This is a genomic window from Sinorhizobium medicae (assembly GCF_007827695.1).
GTDB classification, from domain to species: domain Bacteria; phylum Pseudomonadota; class Alphaproteobacteria; order Rhizobiales; family Rhizobiaceae; genus Sinorhizobium; species Sinorhizobium medicae.
In genome coordinates this window covers 90,171-107,638 of record NZ_VITA01000014.1, presented here as the reverse complement: position 1 = coordinate 107,638, position 17,468 = coordinate 90,171, and the positions used below count along the sequence as shown (strand labels likewise).

The 17,468-nt window shown below is 62.5% G+C and carries 14 protein-coding genes and 1 pseudogene; 5 read left to right on the top strand and 10 right to left on the bottom strand.

Going from position 1 to position 17,468, the window contains the following annotated elements:
- Nucleotides 1–52 precede the first annotated feature (52 nt).
- The 4 genes from FB009_RS22370 to FB009_RS22355 form a co-directional block, all read right to left on the bottom strand.
- Entirely contained in the window at nt 53–1,660 is a 1,608-nt protein-coding gene (locus FB009_RS22370; protein WP_011970446.1) for an ABC transporter substrate-binding protein, read from the bottom strand.
- A gap of 70 nt (nt 1,661–1,730) precedes the next feature.
- A complete protein-coding gene (locus FB009_RS22365; RefSeq protein ID WP_011970447.1) occupies nt 1,731–2,444 on the bottom strand; it encodes an HAD-IA family hydrolase in 714 nt (237 codons plus the stop codon).
- A 234-nt stretch (nt 2,445–2,678) separates the two neighbouring features.
- Nucleotides 2,679–4,055 carry an aspartate aminotransferase family protein gene (locus FB009_RS22360; RefSeq protein WP_145161958.1) on the bottom strand — a complete coding sequence of 459 codons (1,377 nt, stop codon included), beginning with the start codon at nt 4,053–4,055 and terminating at the stop codon, nt 2,679–2,681.
- Nucleotides 4,056–4,069: 14 nt separating this feature from the next.
- Nucleotides 4,070–4,906 (bottom strand): GNAT family N-acetyltransferase, encoded by an 837-nt coding sequence (locus FB009_RS22355; RefSeq protein ID WP_011970449.1) that lies wholly within the window; start codon nt 4,904–4,906, stop codon nt 4,070–4,072.
- Nucleotides 4,907–5,221: 315 nt separating this feature from the next.
- On the opposite strand from FB009_RS22355, the gene FB009_RS22350 reads away from it, so the two are divergent.
- Entirely contained in the window at nt 5,222–5,890 is a 669-nt protein-coding gene (locus FB009_RS22350; protein WP_011970450.1) for a haloacid dehalogenase type II, read from the top strand.
- 17 nt (nt 5,891–5,907) lie between these two features.
- Complete coding sequence (locus FB009_RS22345; RefSeq protein WP_145161955.1) at nt 5,908–7,182, top strand: NAD(P)/FAD-dependent oxidoreductase; 1,275 nt, start codon at nt 5,908–5,910, stop codon at nt 7,180–7,182.
- Nucleotides 7,183–7,461: 279 nt separating this feature from the next.
- Here the strand turns inward: FB009_RS22345 and FB009_RS22340 are convergent, their stop codons facing one another.
- The 6 genes from FB009_RS22340 to argE all read right to left on the bottom strand — a co-directional run bounded on the left by FB009_RS22340 (nt 7,462) and on the right by argE (nt 14,337).
- Nucleotides 7,462–8,916, bottom strand: a complete 1,455-nt coding sequence (locus tag FB009_RS22340; protein ID WP_011970452.1) for an NAD-dependent succinate-semialdehyde dehydrogenase — start codon at nt 8,914–8,916, stop codon at nt 7,462–7,464.
- Nucleotides 8,917–8,950: 34 nt separating this feature from the next.
- On the bottom strand, nt 8,951–9,994 hold the full coding sequence (locus FB009_RS22335; protein WP_011970453.1) for a tartrate dehydrogenase: 1,044 nt from the start codon (nt 9,992–9,994) through the stop codon (nt 8,951–8,953).
- A gap of 9 nt (nt 9,995–10,003) precedes the next feature.
- Nucleotides 10,004–11,467 carry an aldehyde dehydrogenase family protein gene (locus FB009_RS22330; protein ID WP_018210487.1) on the bottom strand — a complete coding sequence of 488 codons (1,464 nt, stop codon included), beginning with the start codon at nt 11,465–11,467 and terminating at the stop codon, nt 10,004–10,006.
- A 369-nt stretch (nt 11,468–11,836) separates the two neighbouring features.
- A complete protein-coding gene (locus FB009_RS22320) occupies nt 11,837–12,190 on the bottom strand; it encodes a cupin domain-containing protein (protein ID WP_011970455.1) in 354 nt (117 codons plus the stop codon).
- An 87-nt stretch (nt 12,191–12,277) separates the two neighbouring features.
- On the bottom strand, nt 12,278–13,201 hold the full coding sequence (locus tag FB009_RS22315) for a 2-hydroxyacid dehydrogenase (protein ID WP_011970456.1): 924 nt from the start codon (nt 13,199–13,201) through the stop codon (nt 12,278–12,280).
- Nucleotides 13,202–13,212: 11 nt separating this feature from the next.
- Nucleotides 13,213–14,337: an acetylornithine deacetylase gene (gene argE, locus FB009_RS22310; protein ID WP_011970457.1), complete on the bottom strand. Its 1,125-nt coding sequence runs from the start codon at nt 14,335–14,337 to the stop codon at nt 13,213–13,215.
- Nucleotides 14,338–14,666: 329 nt separating this feature from the next.
- Here argE and FB009_RS22305 point away from each other — a divergent pair, with 329 nt between their 5' ends.
- From FB009_RS22305 to FB009_RS22295, 3 genes and pseudogenes are all read left to right on the top strand, one after another.
- Entirely contained in the window at nt 14,667–15,557 is an 891-nt protein-coding gene (locus FB009_RS22305) for a GNAT family N-acetyltransferase (protein ID WP_011970458.1), read from the top strand.
- Between the two features lie 5 nt (nt 15,558–15,562).
- Nucleotides 15,563–16,167, top strand: a pseudogene (locus FB009_RS22300) (transposase); the annotation flags it as partial.
- Between the two features lie 99 nt (nt 16,168–16,266).
- Nucleotides 16,267–17,460 carry an MFS transporter gene (locus FB009_RS22295; RefSeq protein WP_011970459.1) on the top strand — a complete coding sequence of 398 codons (1,194 nt, stop codon included), beginning with the start codon at nt 16,267–16,269 and terminating at the stop codon, nt 17,458–17,460.
- Nucleotides 17,461–17,468: the final 8 nt, after the last annotated feature.

Genomic DNA, 17,468 nt, shown 5'->3' with positions numbered 1-17,468 from the left:
ATAGTGCCGGGGGCGCAGCGATGCGGCTGCAGCCCCGAGCCCAGTTGCTCAGTCAGGCCTCGAGCCAGACATATTCCGCAAAAGCATAACCCATCTGCCCGCCAAGCGGATTGGCTTCCAGGCCCTTGAGCTTGGCGGTGATCGCGTCGACGTTGGAGATATAGGCCGGAATGATGGTGCCGGCTTCACTGGCGACCATCACCTGCATCTCATTGTAGATCGCCTTGCGCTTCTCCTGGTCGAGCGAGCCACGCGCTTCGATCAGCATCTTATCGAATTTCTCCGACTTGTATTGGCTCTCGTTCCACGGAGCCTCCGAGGAGTAGAGCAGAGAGAACAGGATATCCGGCGTGGGGCGCGGGTTGATGTTGCCGAAGTGGATCGGCGCCTTCAGCCAGTAATTATCCCAGTAACCGTCTGCGGGAACGCGCTGCACATCGAGCTTCAATCCGATTTCGGCAGCGGAGGCCTGAATGATCATTGCCATATCGATCGCGGAGTTCGCTGCATCGGAGGCAACCACCGGGATCGACTGGCCTAGCATGCCGGCCTTCTCGAAGTGGAACTTCGCCTTCTCGGGGTCGAAGGCGTGCGGCCTCAGGTCGGGATTGTGATAGAAGTTGGCCGGGGACACCGGCTGGTCGTTGCCGACCTCGCCTAGACCCCGAAGCGCCGACTTGACGATCTGCTCGCGGTTGACGAGGTACTTCATGCCTTCGACGAAGTCGCGCTTGCTGCCGGGTTCCATGTCCAGCCGCATGTTGAGGTTGGTGTAGTTGCCGGAGGTCGTCTTCGAGAGGACGAAGCCGTCGCCTTGGCTCTCGACCAGGCGCATGGAGCGCGGATTGATCGTGGCGGCAAGGTGGATGTCGCCGGACAAGAGCGCATTCACCCGGGAACTGTCGTCGCTGATGGCGAAGTACTCGAAGGAATCGACGTTCGGTCCGGACTTCCAGTAGTTCTTGTTCTTGAGGCCGACGGAGCGCACGCCGGGCTCGAAGACTTCTCTCACAAAAGCGCCGGTGCCGTTCCCTTTCGAGAAGTCGGTGGTGCCGTCGGCGACGATCATGAAGTGGTGCATCGAGAGGATCGTCGGCAGGTCGGCGTTCGGGCTCGCGAGCGTGATCTCGACCGTCTGCTTGTCCACCGCCTTGAAGCTCGTCATCTGCGCGGCGATCTTGGCGACCTTTGAACCGACCGCCGGGTCGAGGTGGCGCTTCAGCGAGAAGATCACGTCGTCGGCTGTCAGCGGCTTGCCATCATGGAAGGTAACGCCCTTCCTCAGCTTGACGGTCCAGGTCTTGGCATCCTTGGTCTCGATAGCTTCGGCCAGTTCCATCTGCGGCGTGCCGCCTTTATCGAGGAAGGTGAGTCGGTTGTAGAAGGAGCAGCAGCGGACATAGTCGGTGGAGAGCGATGCCTTGGCCGGGTCCAGCGTGTCGGCGGTGGAAGCCGACCAGCCGGCCGCTTTGAGCGTACCGCCGGCCACCGGCGTTGCGGCAACCGCATTGCCGGCTCGGCCGAGCATCAGACTGCCGGCAGAGAGGGCAGCACCGCCGGCCAGCATCATCTGCAGGAGTTCGCGGCGCGTCGCTCCGCGACGAATGGCGGTTTCGATCATAGCGTCGTCAGATCTGGTCCAATTGGTGATGTCATTCATGTCATTCCCCTTTTCGTTTTGTGGCGGGCTGCCCGTCTTTTGCGGGTTTGGACCCGATACGGTGAACTGGTCAGCCGCGTGCGACGGCCACGGCATCGGCGAGACCGGCCATGGAGGTGAAATGGAAATCGGGCGCGGTGAATTCGGCGGGCTCGATCGTGCCGCCATAGCCCTTCTGTGCGTGGCGACGCTCGATCCAACAGTTGGCCAATCCGAGCTTTCGGGACATGCCGATATCGTGATACTGGCTCTGGGCGACATGCAGAATGTCGTCCTTTGAATTTCCTTCCAAGCCGACGAAATCGAAGAGCTTCTCGAAGAAGACGGGGTCCGGTTTCTCGGTCCCGGTATCGTCGGCCGTAAAGGCTGCGTGAAAGGGGTTGCCCAGCTTCTGGGCAAAGAGATCAAAGGCCCAGCGACGGGCATTGGTCATCGCGATGAGCCGGCAACCTTCGGCAAGGCGCGCCAGCGCCTCGGCGCTGTCGGCGAAACCTTTCCAGTTCTTCGTGGAGTCCCTGAAACGTTCTCCGTATTTCGGTTCGGCTGGCAGGCCAAGCTTTGGCGCGATTTCAAGATAGACCCGTACGAGATCGTCCGGGAAGAGGTCGGCGTCCTTGGAATAGCGCGCTGCGCGGTAAAGGTTGAGCGCTTCCTCGCCATCTATCGTGACACCTGCCTCGGTGGCAATGCCGGCGAGACAGTCCTTGAGGCCGCCTTCGAAGTCGATCAGCGTGCCGACGACGTCGAAAGTCATGTATTTGAATTCCGGAAGGCTCTTGCGCACGTCGATTCCCCAGTTTTTCGGGCGCCGGCTCGGAGCACCGGCTTCGTTAAGAAGATTATACTGTTCCCGGCGGATGCTTTTTTCCGCTCTTGGTGAAAAGGCCCCAATTTGCGGGTCTTTTTCCTCGATTCGAGTTTGGCACTTGTGCCGCACGGAAGTGGCCGAAAAGACATTCTGAAGCGGCACAAAATTGCGAATATGACGTTTTCGCGATATATCGCGCCCCGTCATGCGTCAGGTCTTCAGAGCCTGGCGAACATCCGGGTCCTCCAAGGTCTCATCCAGTGTTTGGCGGGTGCGCTCGATAATCGCTTCGATTTCCGTTTCGCTGCAGCAGAGAGGCGGCGCATAGCCGAGAACGCCATTGGCGAACGCGCGGATGACGAGACCGTTTTCCCAGGCACGGTCGAAGATGCGGCGGGCGGGTTCCGCGGCTGCCGGCAAAGGTGTCTTGTTCGCCTTGTCGATTACGAGTTCGATGGCGGCGAGCATGCCGCGGCCGCGCACATCGCCGACGAGTGGGTGATCCCTCAGGCTTTCGAGACCTCCCATCAGTCGGGCACCGGCCTTCACGCCGTTCTCCAAGAGACCGTTCTCGTAAAGCTTCAGCACCTCGAGGCCGACGGCGGCGCTGACCGGGTGGGCCGAATAGGTGTAGCCGTGGCCGATGGCGGAAGCGCCTGCACCGTCGGCGATCGTTTGATAGATGTGGTCGGCCATGAAGACGGCACCCATCGGCACATAGCCGGAAGTGAGACCTTTGGCCGTGGTGATGAAATCCGGCACGATCTCGTCTTCGGTTGACGCGAAGAGCGGACCCGTGCGCCCGAAACCGGTGATCACCTCGTCTGCAACGAAGAGGATGCCGAGTTCGCGGCAGAGTTCGCGCATCGCCTTCATCCAGCCCCTGGGCGGCACAAGCACGCCGCCCGATCCCTGGATAGGCTCGGCGTAGAAAGCAGCAACGCGCTCGGGACCGATTTCCTCGACCTTGCGCCTGAGAGCTGTCAGCGAGGCCGCGATGATCGCCTGCGGATCATCACCCACCGGATTGCGGTAGGCGTAGTGCGACGAAATTTTGTGCTGCCAGTCGAAGGGTATGCCGAAGCCGGTGTGGAAGGCGGGCAGCGCCGTCAGGCCGGCCCCGGCCGTGGAGGAGCCGTGGTAACCTTGCTCCACCGAGATGAACTGGTCGCGCTGCGGCTCGCGGCGGGCAATCCAGTAGTAGCGGATGAAGCGGATCGTGCTATCGATGGCGTCGGAGCCGCCGAGCGTGAAATAAACGTGGTTTAGATCGCCCGGCGCGCGCTCAGCGAGCTCCGAGGCGAGGCGGATCGCCGGTTCCGAACCGAGGCCGAAATAGGCCGTCGCGTAGGGCAGCTCGCGCATCTGCTTTGCCGCCGCCTCGACGATTGTCTCGTGGCCATAGCCGGCATTGACGCACCAGAGACCGGCAAAGCCGTCGACCAGTTGCCTGCCGGAAGCGTCGGTAACCGTCGCGCCTTTGGCCGAGGCAAGCACGCGCACGCCGAGCTTTTCGTGGCCGCGATAGGAGGCGACCGGATGGATGAGGTGGGCGCGATCGAGTTCGATGAGGGAGTTGCTGTTCATCAAGAGCCTCCGGATCAGCCAAGCGCCTGGTTGGCGAGGGCAAAGGTATGAGCGATGGAATGGACGGATCGGCGGATCAACGGCTTCATCATGGCGATGCCGCCGCCGACATGAGCGAGCCCCTGTGCCGCGAGCCAAGGGGAAAGGTCGGTGCCGGCAGTCGTATCGACGCGGAGCAACCGGCCCGGCCGCGCGGCGATGAAATGGGCGACGAGTGCCTTGGCATCGTCGAGGTTGGCGGCGACCACGGGGCCGATGACCTCGCCACGACCGAAGGCACGCAGCGCGGCAAACCCGGTGACGCGGCAGTCGCGGCGAAGGACGGCGAACTCGCCCACCTTGGCGAGATAGTCAATCAATCCTCCACGGTCGGCGCCGAAGGCAAGGCGGTCGAGCTTGGCGATCGCTTCAACGTCGTCAGTGCTTGCAGCCTCCGTTTCGGCCGGTGCGGCGATCTCTCCGACTACGCCCTGATGTTGGAGGACGGCATCGCTCTCGCCAAAACCGAGCTTTTCATAGAGCGGCCGGCCTTCGGTTGTCGCCGCCAGCCGGAGCGGCCGGTCGCCGGCGATCTGGAATGCGGCGTCCATCAGCTTGCGGCCGAGGCCGCGACCGCGCACCGTCTCGTCGACGATGACCATGTTGATGGTCGCGCAGTCCGCCTCATAGGGCGTGACGAGCACAGTGCCGACAACTCGGGCATCCTCAATAGCCACCACGCCTGCACTCAAGGCGAGCGCCATCTGCCAATCCTCCAGGCGATGTGGCCAGCCGGCCTGCCGCGAGAGCCTGACGGCAGCTTCCAGATACTCGGGACCGAAGACGGTGAGTTCGATCTGATTTGTCTGCATGGGATGTCCTTCACTTCTGCCTGAAGTCTGAAGGAGTGCCGGCCGGCAGTTCGTCTGAAGGCTGCGGCCCGCGCGATATCTTATAGCTTTGCTCTCACGGAGCGCCGCATTTTATGCTGGCGGACAAGATCGGAAGCGAAAATGTGGGGCGGCGGGAGGCAGAGCGGCAGGCAAAGCTCGCAACCTTCTGCCAAACCCGACTCTGTATACGATAGATTCTGCTTCGATCGTTGCGAAATCAGGTGAGCCGAGGAATGAGCTGGCGCCTATGATCTTACGCGTAAACCCTGGCCCGCTCTTTCAAGGATAGTACAGATGACGACCTTCCGTCCGAGATACATCACCTTCGACTGCTATGGCACGCTGACCAACTTCCAGATGGCGGAAGCGGCGCGCGACCTTTACAGCGAACAGCTCGACGAGTCGCGCATGGCGGAATTCATCAAGAATTTCGCCGCTTACCGACTTGACGAGATCCTCGGCCACTGGAAGCCCTATGCGGAGGTGGTGCACAATTCGCTCGAACGGACCTGCAAGCGCAATGGCATGAAATTCCGCGAGGAAGCGGCGCGCCTGGTCTATGAACGCGTCCCGACCTGGGGTCCGCATCCCGACGTGCCTGCCGGTCTTGCCAGGGTCGCCAAGGAGATCCCGCTTGTCATCCTGTCCAACGCGATGAATTCGCAGATCATGTCGAATGTCGAGAAGCTCGGCACTCCTTTCCATGCGGTCTACACCGCCGAACAGGCGCAGGCCTATAAGCCGCGCTTCAAGGCGTTCGAATACATGTTCGACATGTTGGGCTGCGGTCCGGAGGATATTCTCCATTGTTCATCGTCCTTCCGCTACGATCTAATGTCGGCGCATGACCTCGGCATCAAGAACAAGGTCTGGGTCAATCGCGGTCACGAGCCGGCCAATCCCTATTACGGCTACGTCGAAATCGCCGACATTTCCGGCCTGCCGGGCGTCGTCGGTCTTTAGAGAGAAGGCGTGGCGCCATGAAATTCCTGTCCTACTGGCACGACACAGCCCCGGCCTTCGCCGGGGCTGTGCAGGGTCCGGTCGAAGGCCATTTCGACGTCGCAGTAATCGGCGGCGGCTTCACCGGCCTGGCTGCTGCCCGGCAACTCGCCAAGGCTGGCGCGAAGGTCGTCGTGCTGGAGGCGGAGAAAGCCGGCTGGGGCGCCTCCGGACGCAATGGCGGGCACCTCAACAACGGACTTGCACATAGCTATCTGGCGGCCAAAGCGGAGCTCGGCAGAGAGCGGGCGATAGCGCTTTATAAGGCGCTTGACGACTCGATCGACACGATCGAGGCATTGATCGCGGAGGAGGGGATCGACTGCAGGTTCCGCCGCGCCGGCAAGCTAAAGCTCGCCTCCAAGCCTCAGCATTTTGAGGCAATCGCACGCAACTTCGAAGCCGTGCACGCGGAGGTCGACCCCGATACGGCGCTACTTGGCGCAGTCGACCTGCAGCAGGAAGTCGGCGCGCCTTTCTTCGGCGGAATGCTCTCGAAGAAAAGCGCGATGATGCATATGGGCCGCTACGTAGTCGGTCTCGCCGAAGCGGCCACGCGTTACGGCGCCACGATCTTCGAACAGGCAGCCGTCACTGAGCACCGGCAGGAAGGCGGTCGGCACGCGTTGAAGACCCCGCGCGGCAACGTCACTGCGGATGCAGTGCTTGTCGCCACCGGCGCCTATACGCCTTCGACTTTCGGCTATTTCCGCCGCCGGATCATCGTCGTCGGCAGCTTCATCATTGCCACCCGGCCGCTGACGGCGGAGGAGATCGAGGCAACGATGCCGGGCAACCGCACCTGCGTCACGTCGATGAACATAGGCAACTATTTCAGGCTCTCGCCCGACAACCGGCTGATCTTCGGCGGCCGCGCCCGCTTCTCTGCGACGTCCGACCAACGCTCGGACGCGAAAAGCGGTGCGATCCTCAAAGCGAGTCTGGCTGAGATCTTTCCGCAACTCGCCAATGTCGGCATCGATTATTGCTGGGGCGGTCTCGTCGACATGACCAAAGATCGCTTCCCCCGCGCCGGCTATCACGATGGAGTCTGGTACGCCATGGGCTATTCCGGCCACGGCGCACAGCTTTCGACACATCTCGGCATGATCATGGCGGACGCGATCCTCGACCGGCCGGACCGAAATCCGCTGAAGGGCCTCGAGTGGCCGGCGGTACCGGGCCACTTCGGCAAGCCCTGGTTTCTGCCGCTCGTCGGCATGTATTACAAGATGCTGGACAGGTTCCGGTAGCCAGCGCCGCTATAATGAAGGGCGCGGACCGGAAAGGTGCCGCGCCTTTTTTGCTTGGAGTTGCGCCGAGATTATCATGTTTAGCCTGGCGCATGCCGCCTATGGCGTGCAGCAGTCTTGCGGCGGCGACATGCGCAAGGATAAGGAACTGAGCGCCTTCGCACGCGGCTGAGGGCGGGATGAGGAATGGACGGGGCCTTCTGCGCCCATCTCGCTCTAACTCGAGAATCCGATCAAGTTTAAGATCTTGGGTCGATCCGACCCAAGACCCTCGCGACCCTAGTCCAGCCCGCCGATGTGGAAGCTCTTCATCTCGAGATATTCCTCAATGCCGACCTGGGCGCCTTCGCGTCCGAGGCCGGATTGCTTGACGCCGCCGAAGGGCGCGACTTCGGTCGAGATGGCGCCGGTATTGAGGCCGATCATGCCGAACTCGAGTGCTTCCGCCACCCGCCAGGAGCGCTTCAGGCCTTCGGTGTAGAAATAGGCGGCCAGCCCAAAGGGCGTGCCGTTGGCGATGGCGATCGCCTCGTCCTCGGTCTCGAAGCGGAAAAGTGGAGCGACGGGGCCGAAGGTCTCTTCAGTGGCGAGCAGCATTTCAGTCGTCGCGCCGGTGAGCACGATCGGGGCCGTATATTGCCGGCCCTCCGTCAGCGACCTGCCGCGTGCCGCTATCTTTGCGCCCTTGGCAATCGCGTCCTCGACGTGACGGTCGATCTTGGCGATGGCAGCCTCATTGATCATCGGGCCAATCGCGATGCCGGGCTCCGTCCCCGGGCCGACCTTCATCACGTTGACGCGGGCGCCGAGCTTCTCGGCGAAGTCGTCATAGACGCCGGCCTGCACGAGAATTCGGTTGGCGCAGACGCAGGTCTGACCACCGTTGCGGAACTTCGACGCGATCGCGCCTTCGACTGCAAGATCGAGATCGGCGTCGTCGAAAACGATAAAGGGGGCATTACCGCCGAGTTCGAGCGAGAGCCTCTTGACGCTGTCTGCGGCGCCGCGCATCAGCAGCGAACCGACGCGGGTCGAGCCGGTGAAGGAGATCTTGCGTACCGTCTCGTTCGTCATGAACTCGTTACCGATCGCCGTCGGCAAGCCGGTCACTATATTGACGACACCGGCCGGAATGCCGGCGCGCTCCGCGAGCACGCCAAGGGCGAGCGCCGAGAAGGGCGTGAACTCCGACGGCTTGATGACCACCGTGCAGCCGGCGGCGAGCGCCGGGGCGATCTTCCGGGTGATCATCGCGTTCGGGAAGTTCCACGGCGTGACGATGGCGCAGACGCCGACCGCTTCCTTCAGCACGACGATGCGGCGGTCCGGCGTCGGGGAGGGAATGGTTTGGCCACCGATGCGGCGGGCTTCTTCAGCGAACCATTTCACAAACGCGGCGCCATAGCGGATCTCGCCACGCGCCTCCTCGAGCGGCTTGCCCTGTTCCATCGTCACGAGCAGCGCCAGGTCTTCGAGGTTTTCGATCATCAGCGCGTGCCAGCGCTCGAGCAGGGCGGCGCGTTCGGCGTGCGTTTTCTTCTTCCAGGGTCCGAATGCGGCATTGGCCGCTTCGATGGCCGCGCGGGTTTCGGCCGTTCCCATGTCCGGCACGGTGCCGAGAACGGCCTCGTTCGCAGGGTCGACGACGTCGACGACCGAGCCCGAAGCGCCGGCGATCCACTCACCGCCGATCAGGCTCAATTGCCGGAAAAGTTTCTTGTCCTTCAATCTCATGTGTTTATCCCTCCTGTGTTTATCCCTCTTGCGATCAATCGAGCGCGGCGAGCACAGCCGCGGTGATGGTTTCGGTCCTGTCTTTTCCCGGAACGGTGCCGATGCCGCGGATGGTCGCTCTTTCGAGCGCGGCTATGATCATCCCCGCCGCCTCTTTTTCTCCGAGATGCTCGAGCATCATCGCGCCGGACCAGATGGCGGCGATTGGGTTGGCGATGCCGAGATGGGCGATATCCGGGGCAGAACCGTGTACCGGCTCGAACATGGAGGGGGCACCTCTGTCCGGATTGATGTTGGCGGAAGCGGCAAAGCCCAAACCGCCCTGTATGGCAGCGCCGAGGTCGGTGAGGATGTCTCCGAAGAGGTTCGAGGCGACGACGACATCAAGGCTTTCCGGTGCCATCACCATGCGAGCGGCCATGGCATCAATATGATAGCTCGTCACCTCGACGTCCCGGTATTCGGCAGCGAGCTCTCGCGTGACCTCATCCCAGAACACCATCGAGTATTTCTGGGCGTTCGATTTGGTCACCGAGGCGAGCTTGCCGCGACGCTGACGTGCCTGCTCGAAGCCGAAGCGTTGGATCCGTTCGACACCCGCGCGCGTAAAGATCGAGGTCTCGACCGCCACCTCGCCCGGCGTGCCCTGATGTACGCGACCACCGGCGCCGGAATATTCGCCCTCTGTGTTCTCGCGGACGCAGAGGATATCGAAGTCGCTCGCCCTCAGCGGTCCTTCGACGCCGGGCAGCAGTCTATGCGGCCGAATATTGGCATATTGCACGAAGGCCTTGCGGATCGGCAGCAGCAGGCCGTGCAGCGAGATGGAATCCGGCACCTGCGCCGGCCAGCCGACGGAGCCGAGCAGGATGGCGTCGAAAGGGCGCAGCGCTTCGATGCCGTCCGCCGGCATCATCGCGCCGGTCTCCTTGTAGAAGGCGCAGGACCAGGGAAAAGGTGTACCGGTTAGCGTGAAACCGGAGTGCATGGCGACGGTGGAAAGGACGTGCCAGGCGGCATCCGTAACGTCGCGGCCGATGCCGTCGCCGGGGATGAGTGCGATAGAATAGCATTTCATTGCTTTTCCCTAGAGGCTGATGAGCACGCTTTTGCTCTTGCGGTTGGCGTGGTAAGCCTCGCGGCCAAGATCCTTGCCGATACCGGAGCGCTTGTAGCCGCCGGTCGGCAGGATGTGGTCGCGAGAGCGGCTGTAGCGGTTGACCCAGACGGTTCCGGCCTGGAGCCTTCGCGTCAGCCCCAGGGCGCGCGACAGGTCGCGAGTGAAGAGGCCGGCGGCAAGGCCGTAGGTCGGGTGATCGGCGAGCGCGAGCGCCTCCTCTTCGTCCACGAAGGTCTGCATGGTGAGCACCGGACCGAAGATCTCCTCTGCAACCGCCGGCGAGAAGCTGTCGCGTACTGCCATTAGCGTCGGCTGATAGAAATAGCCCGGCGCATCCATTGGGGCGCCACCGAACAGGCATTCGCCGCCCGCCGCGACGGCCTGTTGGACGATGTGGTGGATGCGGTTTAACTGGCTCTTCGAGATGATTGGCGAGTACTCGCTCGTCTCGTCCCAGGTTGGCCCCGGCTTCGCCGCCTTCATGCGCGTGACGATCGCTTCGGCGAGGGGAGCGGCAATTCTTTCCTCTACGATCAGCCGGGAGCCCGCGACACAGGCCTGGCCGGCATTTGACAGCATGCTCTGCGCGATCGCCGCCGCCGCCTTGTCGAGATCGGCATCGGAGAAGACCAGTTGTGGGCTTTTTCCTCCGAGTTCCAGCGTCATTGGCTTGATGCCGGCGCGAGCGATGTTGGCCATGATGGCGGAGCCCGCGCCGGTCGAGCCGGTGAAGCTTACCTTGGCGATGTCCGGGTGTCCGGTCATGGCCGTGCCGGTGACGGGGCCGTCGCCCAGAACGATGTTGATGAGGCCGGCCGGCAGACCGGCGCGGATTGCGAGCTCCGCAAGGTAGACCGTCGAGAACGGTGTCATTTCCGAGGGCTTCAGCACCACCGCATTGCCGGCCGCGAGCGCCGGGCCGAGCTTCCAGGCGGCCATGGAAACGGGAAAGTTCCAGGGCGTGATGGCACCGACGACGCCATAGGGCTCGGTCATGATCATTCCGAGGCTGGCATCGTCGGTCGGCACGAGATCGCTTCCCTCCTTGTCGGCGAATTCGGCGAAGAAACGGATCTGTTCGGCGCTGATGGCAATGTCGCCGGCGACGAGATGACCAACGGGCCGGGTCGAGGAAAGCGCCTCGAGCTTGGCGAGGGTCTCCGCCTCGCTTTCGATCAGGTCTGCCCAGCGCTGCAGCACGACTGTTCGCTCGCGCGGCCGCACGCCGCCCCAGTTGCTTGCCTTGAGCGCCTTCCTGGCGGTTTCGACGGCGCGATCGACGAGTACCTCATCCGCAAGCGGGCAACCCGCATAAGACTTGCCGTCGGAGGGGCGATGCATGTCGATGACGCCTTCGGCCGGCACGAGCCGACCGCCGATGAAGTGGCCGACGGGCAGGGGAAGTGTGTCGGGATCAAAGCTGAGTGTCATCGCGCGTCCTCGGTATGGGCTTGAACTCAAAGCTAGTGGAGGAACGCGAGCAGCATGCATCGACTGGCGATACCGAGGCGGTGGAAAATTACGTTTTTGGCGGCACGACAACCAAATCTTCGGCGGTCATTCCGACGCCAGCCGTGCGACGCGTCGGCAAAGGTGGGGGAGGCGATCCGAGAAGGCGGCGGAAGAGAAGGGTTCGCCGCGATGGGCCTGGAGCGGAGAGACGTCTGATAGTCACGCGGAGACGGCGCGGTCGGTAATGGCACGCCCGAGAACCAGAGAGCGTGCCATCTTCAGCATGAATGTGGTGAGAATAGCTCTTGCGCGACCTCCGCGGCAACCTGGGTCGGGCGGCCACGAGCGTCACATCACGGTCACGTAGATCTTGCGCACCGTCTCGATTGTCTTCCAGATGCCGACGAAACCCGGCTTCATGACGAAGCTGTCGCCGCTCTTGTAGACGACCGGCTCCCCGTTTTCCGGCGTGAGTTCGACGACACCGGAAAGAATGTGACAGAACTCGAAGGTCTCCCCCTTGATCGAGCGCGTCTCGCCGGGTGTCGCTTCCCAGACGCCGGTGTGGACTATCTCGCCGCGGGCGACGTCCTGTGCCCAGGTCTTGAAGGTAGGATTGCCGGAGATCAGACGGTCGGGGAGCGGGCTGGACTCGCGCGGCGCGAAAGAAGGGTTGGTCTCGATGGTTTTCAAGAGCGACATGGTTTTCCTTTCCTCGTTTTAGAACTTGATGCATGCCGCCCGGCGGTACTGGACAACCGCATTTGTCTTCGATCGGGTTCGCGCGCCTCAGTAGCCGCGGCGACGGTCGACCAGCCCGATCGGCTCGAGACCTGACCGATGCCGTTTGATGTTCTCGATCACGGCTTTGGCGGCGGTTTCCGGCTGGGTGACGCTCGCGATGTGCGGCGTCAGCAGGATCTTCGAGTGGGCCCAGAAGGGATGACCAGAAGGAAGCGGTTCGGGGTCGGTCACATCGACCATGGCGCCGGAGAGACGGCCGTTATCAAGTGCCTCGATAAGTGCGTCACGATCGAGTTGAGGGCCGCGGCCGACATGGACGAGTGCAGCACCGGTCGGGAGCCGAGCAAACAGTTTGGCGTTAAGGAAGCCGCGCGTCTCTTCGGTGAGCGGCAGGAGGCAGACGAGAATGTCGGTCGAGCCCAGCAAAGTGTCGAGACCGTTCCGGCCGCTTAGGCACCTCACGCCTTCGATTTCATGCGGGCTGCGGCTCCAGCCGGAGAGCGGAAAGCCGAAAGGCTTCAGCCGATCGAGTACCGCAGTTCCGAGTATGCCGAGCCCGAGCACGCCTACGCGGCGTTCGTCCGCCTGGACCGGCGCCATGGCTTTCCAATTTTGGCCTCGCTGCTGCTCGAGATAGGCCGGCAGGTCGCGGTGAAGCGCGAGGACGGCAAGCGTCACATATTCCTGCATCATTCGAACGATGCCGTCCTCGACCATGCGCACCACCCGCACATGCGGCGGCACCGCATCGATGCGGAACTGGTCGACGCCGGCGCCGATCGAGAAGAGGATTTCGAGGTTTCGATAGCGTGCGAGATTGTCCGGCACCGTCCAGGTGATCAGGTAGCGCACGGCGTCGGGATCGACCGCTGCCGGGTTCATGGCAAAAGGAATGTCAGGCAGCTTGCGCGCGAATGCTTCGGCGAAAATCGCGCCGCGCTTCGCATCGGAGTTGAACAGGAAGGCCATCGCGCGTCTCCTTACGCTATGCAGTGGGCGCCGAGCGCCTCTATCATCGCTTGACATGCCATAAGCTCGTCGATGAGGATGTATTCGTCCGCCTTGTGGGCGCGGCCGATGTCACCGGGGCCGCAGATGATCGCGTCGATGCCAGCCCGTTGGAAAAGGCCCGCCTCGGTACCGTAGCTGACGGCGGGGAGAGGCTCGCGGCCGGTCAACGCCTCGAGCAGTGCCGCCAGCGGAGCGTGAGGTTCAAGTGAAAGCGCCGGATAGGCACTGAGTTCCTGCCACTCCACCTCGAAGCCTAGTGCCGTCAACGCCTCGGCGATCTTTCGCACCGGCGTCAGCAGCTCTGCCGGGTCGACACCGGAAATTGCTCGTGCCTCTAACTCGACCTCGCAGCTGTCCGGAATAATGTTGACCGCCTGACCGCCCTTTACCGTTCCGATCTGGAGGGAGGAGTAGGGCGGTTCGAAGACATGCTCGAAGGGGCCGCCGGCCAGCCGGACGGCTTCCGCGACCGCCTGGGTCAGGACGCCTGCTACGCCGTGTATCGCATTCAGTCCCTGATCCGGGCGCGAAGAATGCCCGGAGCGCCCCCTGACCGTCAGCCGTGCCGCCGCCTTGCCCTTGTGGGCACGGATAGCGCGCATGCCGCTCGGCTCGCCGATGATCGCGCCGAGCGGCTGGCGGCAAAGTTCCGGCATGCGTGCGATCATGTGGGGTACGCCGCGACAGCCGGCCTCCTCATCATAGGAGAAGGCGAGGTGCAGCGGCCGGCGAAGTGGCATCGCCGCAAGCTTCGGAACGGCGGCCAGACCGGCGGCAAGGAAACCTTTCATATCGGTGGTGCCGCGGCCATAGAGCCGGCCCCCCTCGGCGCGAAGGATGAAGGGATCGCTCGTCCAGCCGGCCTCGGTTGCCGGAACGACGTCCATATGGCCGGAGAGGATATAGCCATGCGCCTCTTTTGGCCCGATGGTGGCGAAGATGTTGGACCGATCGCCCTCTGGACCGGGAAGGACATCCACTGCGATGCCATGGCATTCCAAATAGCCCCGGATCCAGGACACGGCGTCGTCGTTAGGTAGCCCCACGACGGAGCGAAAGCCGACGAGTTTCCCTAGTATTTCCGCTGCCTGCATTGGTGTCCTCGCAATATGCCGGGCTCGTCGATATCGATGCCGTCGATCATGCGTCCGCAACGAAAGGTTTGTTTCGCGTCACCATGCATGAGATGACGGGCAAGCGACCCATAACTCGTGCTCCCAGGTAGCTTAGAAGCCTTCGAAGGATTTACATGCCGAAAGCGTGTCGAATTCGGAGGATTATTGTGCGCGCGACGCGCTCTCGAGCGAATCCTGTCGAGCCGCGGGCTCTATTGTGAACAATGGAAAAGCTTTCGCCGCTGCCTGGCCGAACCTGAATTGGTAAAGAAGAGACGAAAGCAAACGCAATGGCAGGGAGGCAAGGGGTGGACGCACCGGCATCCGAATCCAAGTTGATCGACAGCTTCAAAATGCATGTGGCCACAATCGAGAGCGCCGATCTCGAGCAGTTGCATGCCTTGTCCGTTTCCGTCGGGTGGCCTCTGCGCTCCGAGGATTTGCAGTTTCTGCGCGAGTGCGGCCGCGGCTATGTCGCACGCGACGACATTGGCAGGCTAACAGGTTCGGCCATGTGGTTCCCACATGGCGACGATTTCGCCACCATAGGCATGGTGATCACTTCCCCGCGTCTGCAGTCAAACGGCACCGCACGCTGGCTCATGGAACACGTGCTTCGGGATTGTCTGGGACGCAACCTCAGACTCAATGCAACGAGGGCCTCCCGCCGTCTGTATCATTCGCTCGATTTCAAGCCCATGCGGACCATTTACCAATGCCAGGGCATCGTCCGCCCGGCCGACTCGACGACTACGACGGAGCAGCCACCGGTCAGGCGACTGGAAGGCGAGGACCTTGTCGCCGTCGCTGAGCTGGATGCAGGGGCATTCGGCGTTTCAAGGGCGGCTCTGATCGGCAAACTCTTCACGCAATCGGTCGGCTACGGCCTGTTTCGTGGCGATCGGCTGCAAGCTTTCGCGCTTTGTCGTCCCTTTGGCAGGGGCCATGTCGTGGGCCCGGTCGTTGCGGACTCCAATGCCGACGCTATCGCAGTTATCCGACCGCATGTCGCCGCCAAAGAAAACCAGTTTCTGAGGCTCGACACCCCGATCGAGACCGGCCTTTTCGCGACATTTCTCTCCCAATCCGGCCTAGCCGTCTTCGATACGGTACTCGCAATGTCGCGTCCGGGCAAAGGCCGCGCCGACGTAGTACCAGGACCAAACCTCTACGGCTTGGCAAGTCACGCCCTCGGCTGAGCCCCAAGGCCGGCCGCATCCAGCTGGCGCAGGTCAACGTCTCAGAGATCGACCGCATCCAGATTGATCGTGTTCTCGCCTTCATCGGCGACATCGATGTGCGCATCAAGCCGTCGGAAGCGACGATCCGGGCAATGACCAAAGCCAATGGCAATGTGAAGCTGTTGAAGACGATCCCTGGTATTGGTGAGTTCTTCCCCCGGCTGATCGACGCCGAGATCGACGACATAGCGCGGTTCCGCAACCGAAGAAGCTTGCCGCCTGTGCCGACTTTGTACCCTCGACCTATTCCAGTGGCGGCAAGACCTTCCATGGCAAGATCATCAAACGGGGCAACAAGTGGCTGCGCTGGGCGTTCGTCGAGGCGGTCACGCCGGCCATTGTCAGCAATGCACAACGGCGCGCCCAGTACGAACACCTGAAGTTTAGAGGAGTAAACAAGGCGAGCATTGCCATTGCGCGCAAGCTTTTGACGATCGCCTTCCAGATCCTGCGTGACCAGCGTGCCTACGAGCCGCGCGACGCCAGCACCACGGAACGCGCGTCGACAATATCCCGGTCAGGCCTGGCTCCGTCGAAACGGGACCAAGAAAGAGCCGATTGCCAGTGACAACCAACGCCGCCTTCGAGCATTATTTGCCGACTTCAGTTGTGCCGATCGACGAACGCCACATGCTGAAGCAATGACCCAAACGGAGAGACAAGATCGTTGCTGCGAAATCACCCTGCCACGTTCCTCCTCGCGGCTCGTGCAGTCCGCGACATAGGCGACGGCTTCGTATCCGTGCTGTTACCGATCTATCTGCTCGCGCTCGGATTTACTCCGCTTGAGGTAGGCGTCATCGCAACGGCATCGCTCCTTGGCTCGGCGCTGCTGACGATATGTGTCGGGTTCCTCGGAGCCCGGTACGATCATCGCCAAATCTTGCTGGCCGGTGCGAGCCTCATGATTGCGACCGGCGTGACCTTTGCCGTTGTCCACGAATACGCGCTGCTTCTGGTCATCGCGTTCGTCGGGACGATCAATCCCTCGGCCGGCAGCGTCAGCGTATTCGTGCCGTTGGAGCACGCCGTGCTCACACGCGAAATCCCGGCGCGAGAGCGAACCGGGATGTTCGCGCGTTACAGCCTTGTGGGGGCGTTCGCGGCTGCCGTTGGTGGACTGGCTGCGGCTGTACCTGACCTTCTGGGGCCAATTGGCCTCGACCGGCTCGGGGGCATCAGGGCCATGTTCGTCGTTTACGCGCTTCTGGGACTGCTCGGCGGTTTGCTCTACGCGCAAGTCCCGCGCCGCTCGGCACCAGACGCGAACGCTATGGCCGCGCTCGGCCCTTCGCGCCATATTGTTTTCAAGCTGGCGGCGCTGTTCAGTCTCGATGCCTTCGCCGGTGGCTTCGTCGTCCAATCGCTGCTCGCGCTTTGGCTGTTCGAGCGATTTGGCCTGTCGCTTTCAGAGGCGGGTGTTTTCTTCTTCTGGTCGGGCGTGCTGTCGGCGCTGTCGTTTCCTGTGGCCGCATGGCTGTCGCGACGCATCGGACTGATCAACACGATGGTGTTCACACACATCCCGTCCAGCATCGCTTTAATGCTGGCGGCGCTTGCGCCCACACTATCCCTCGCGCTTGCCTTTCTGCTGGTCCGGGCCGCACTGTCGCAGATGGACGTGCCGACGCGCTCGTCCTACGTGATGGCCGTCGTCACCGAGGCGGAGCGAGCCGCCGCTGCAAGCTTCACCTCGGTTCCGCGCAGCCTTGCCGCCTCGGTCGGTCCTGCACTGGCGGGCGCTCTCTTCGCCGCCTCTTTCCGGGCATCGCCGCTGCTTATCTGCGGCGCGTTGAAGATCGTCTACGACCTGCTGCTGCTGATGCAGTTCCGGCGGTTGAAGCCGCCGGAGGAATGCTGACGCGAGCG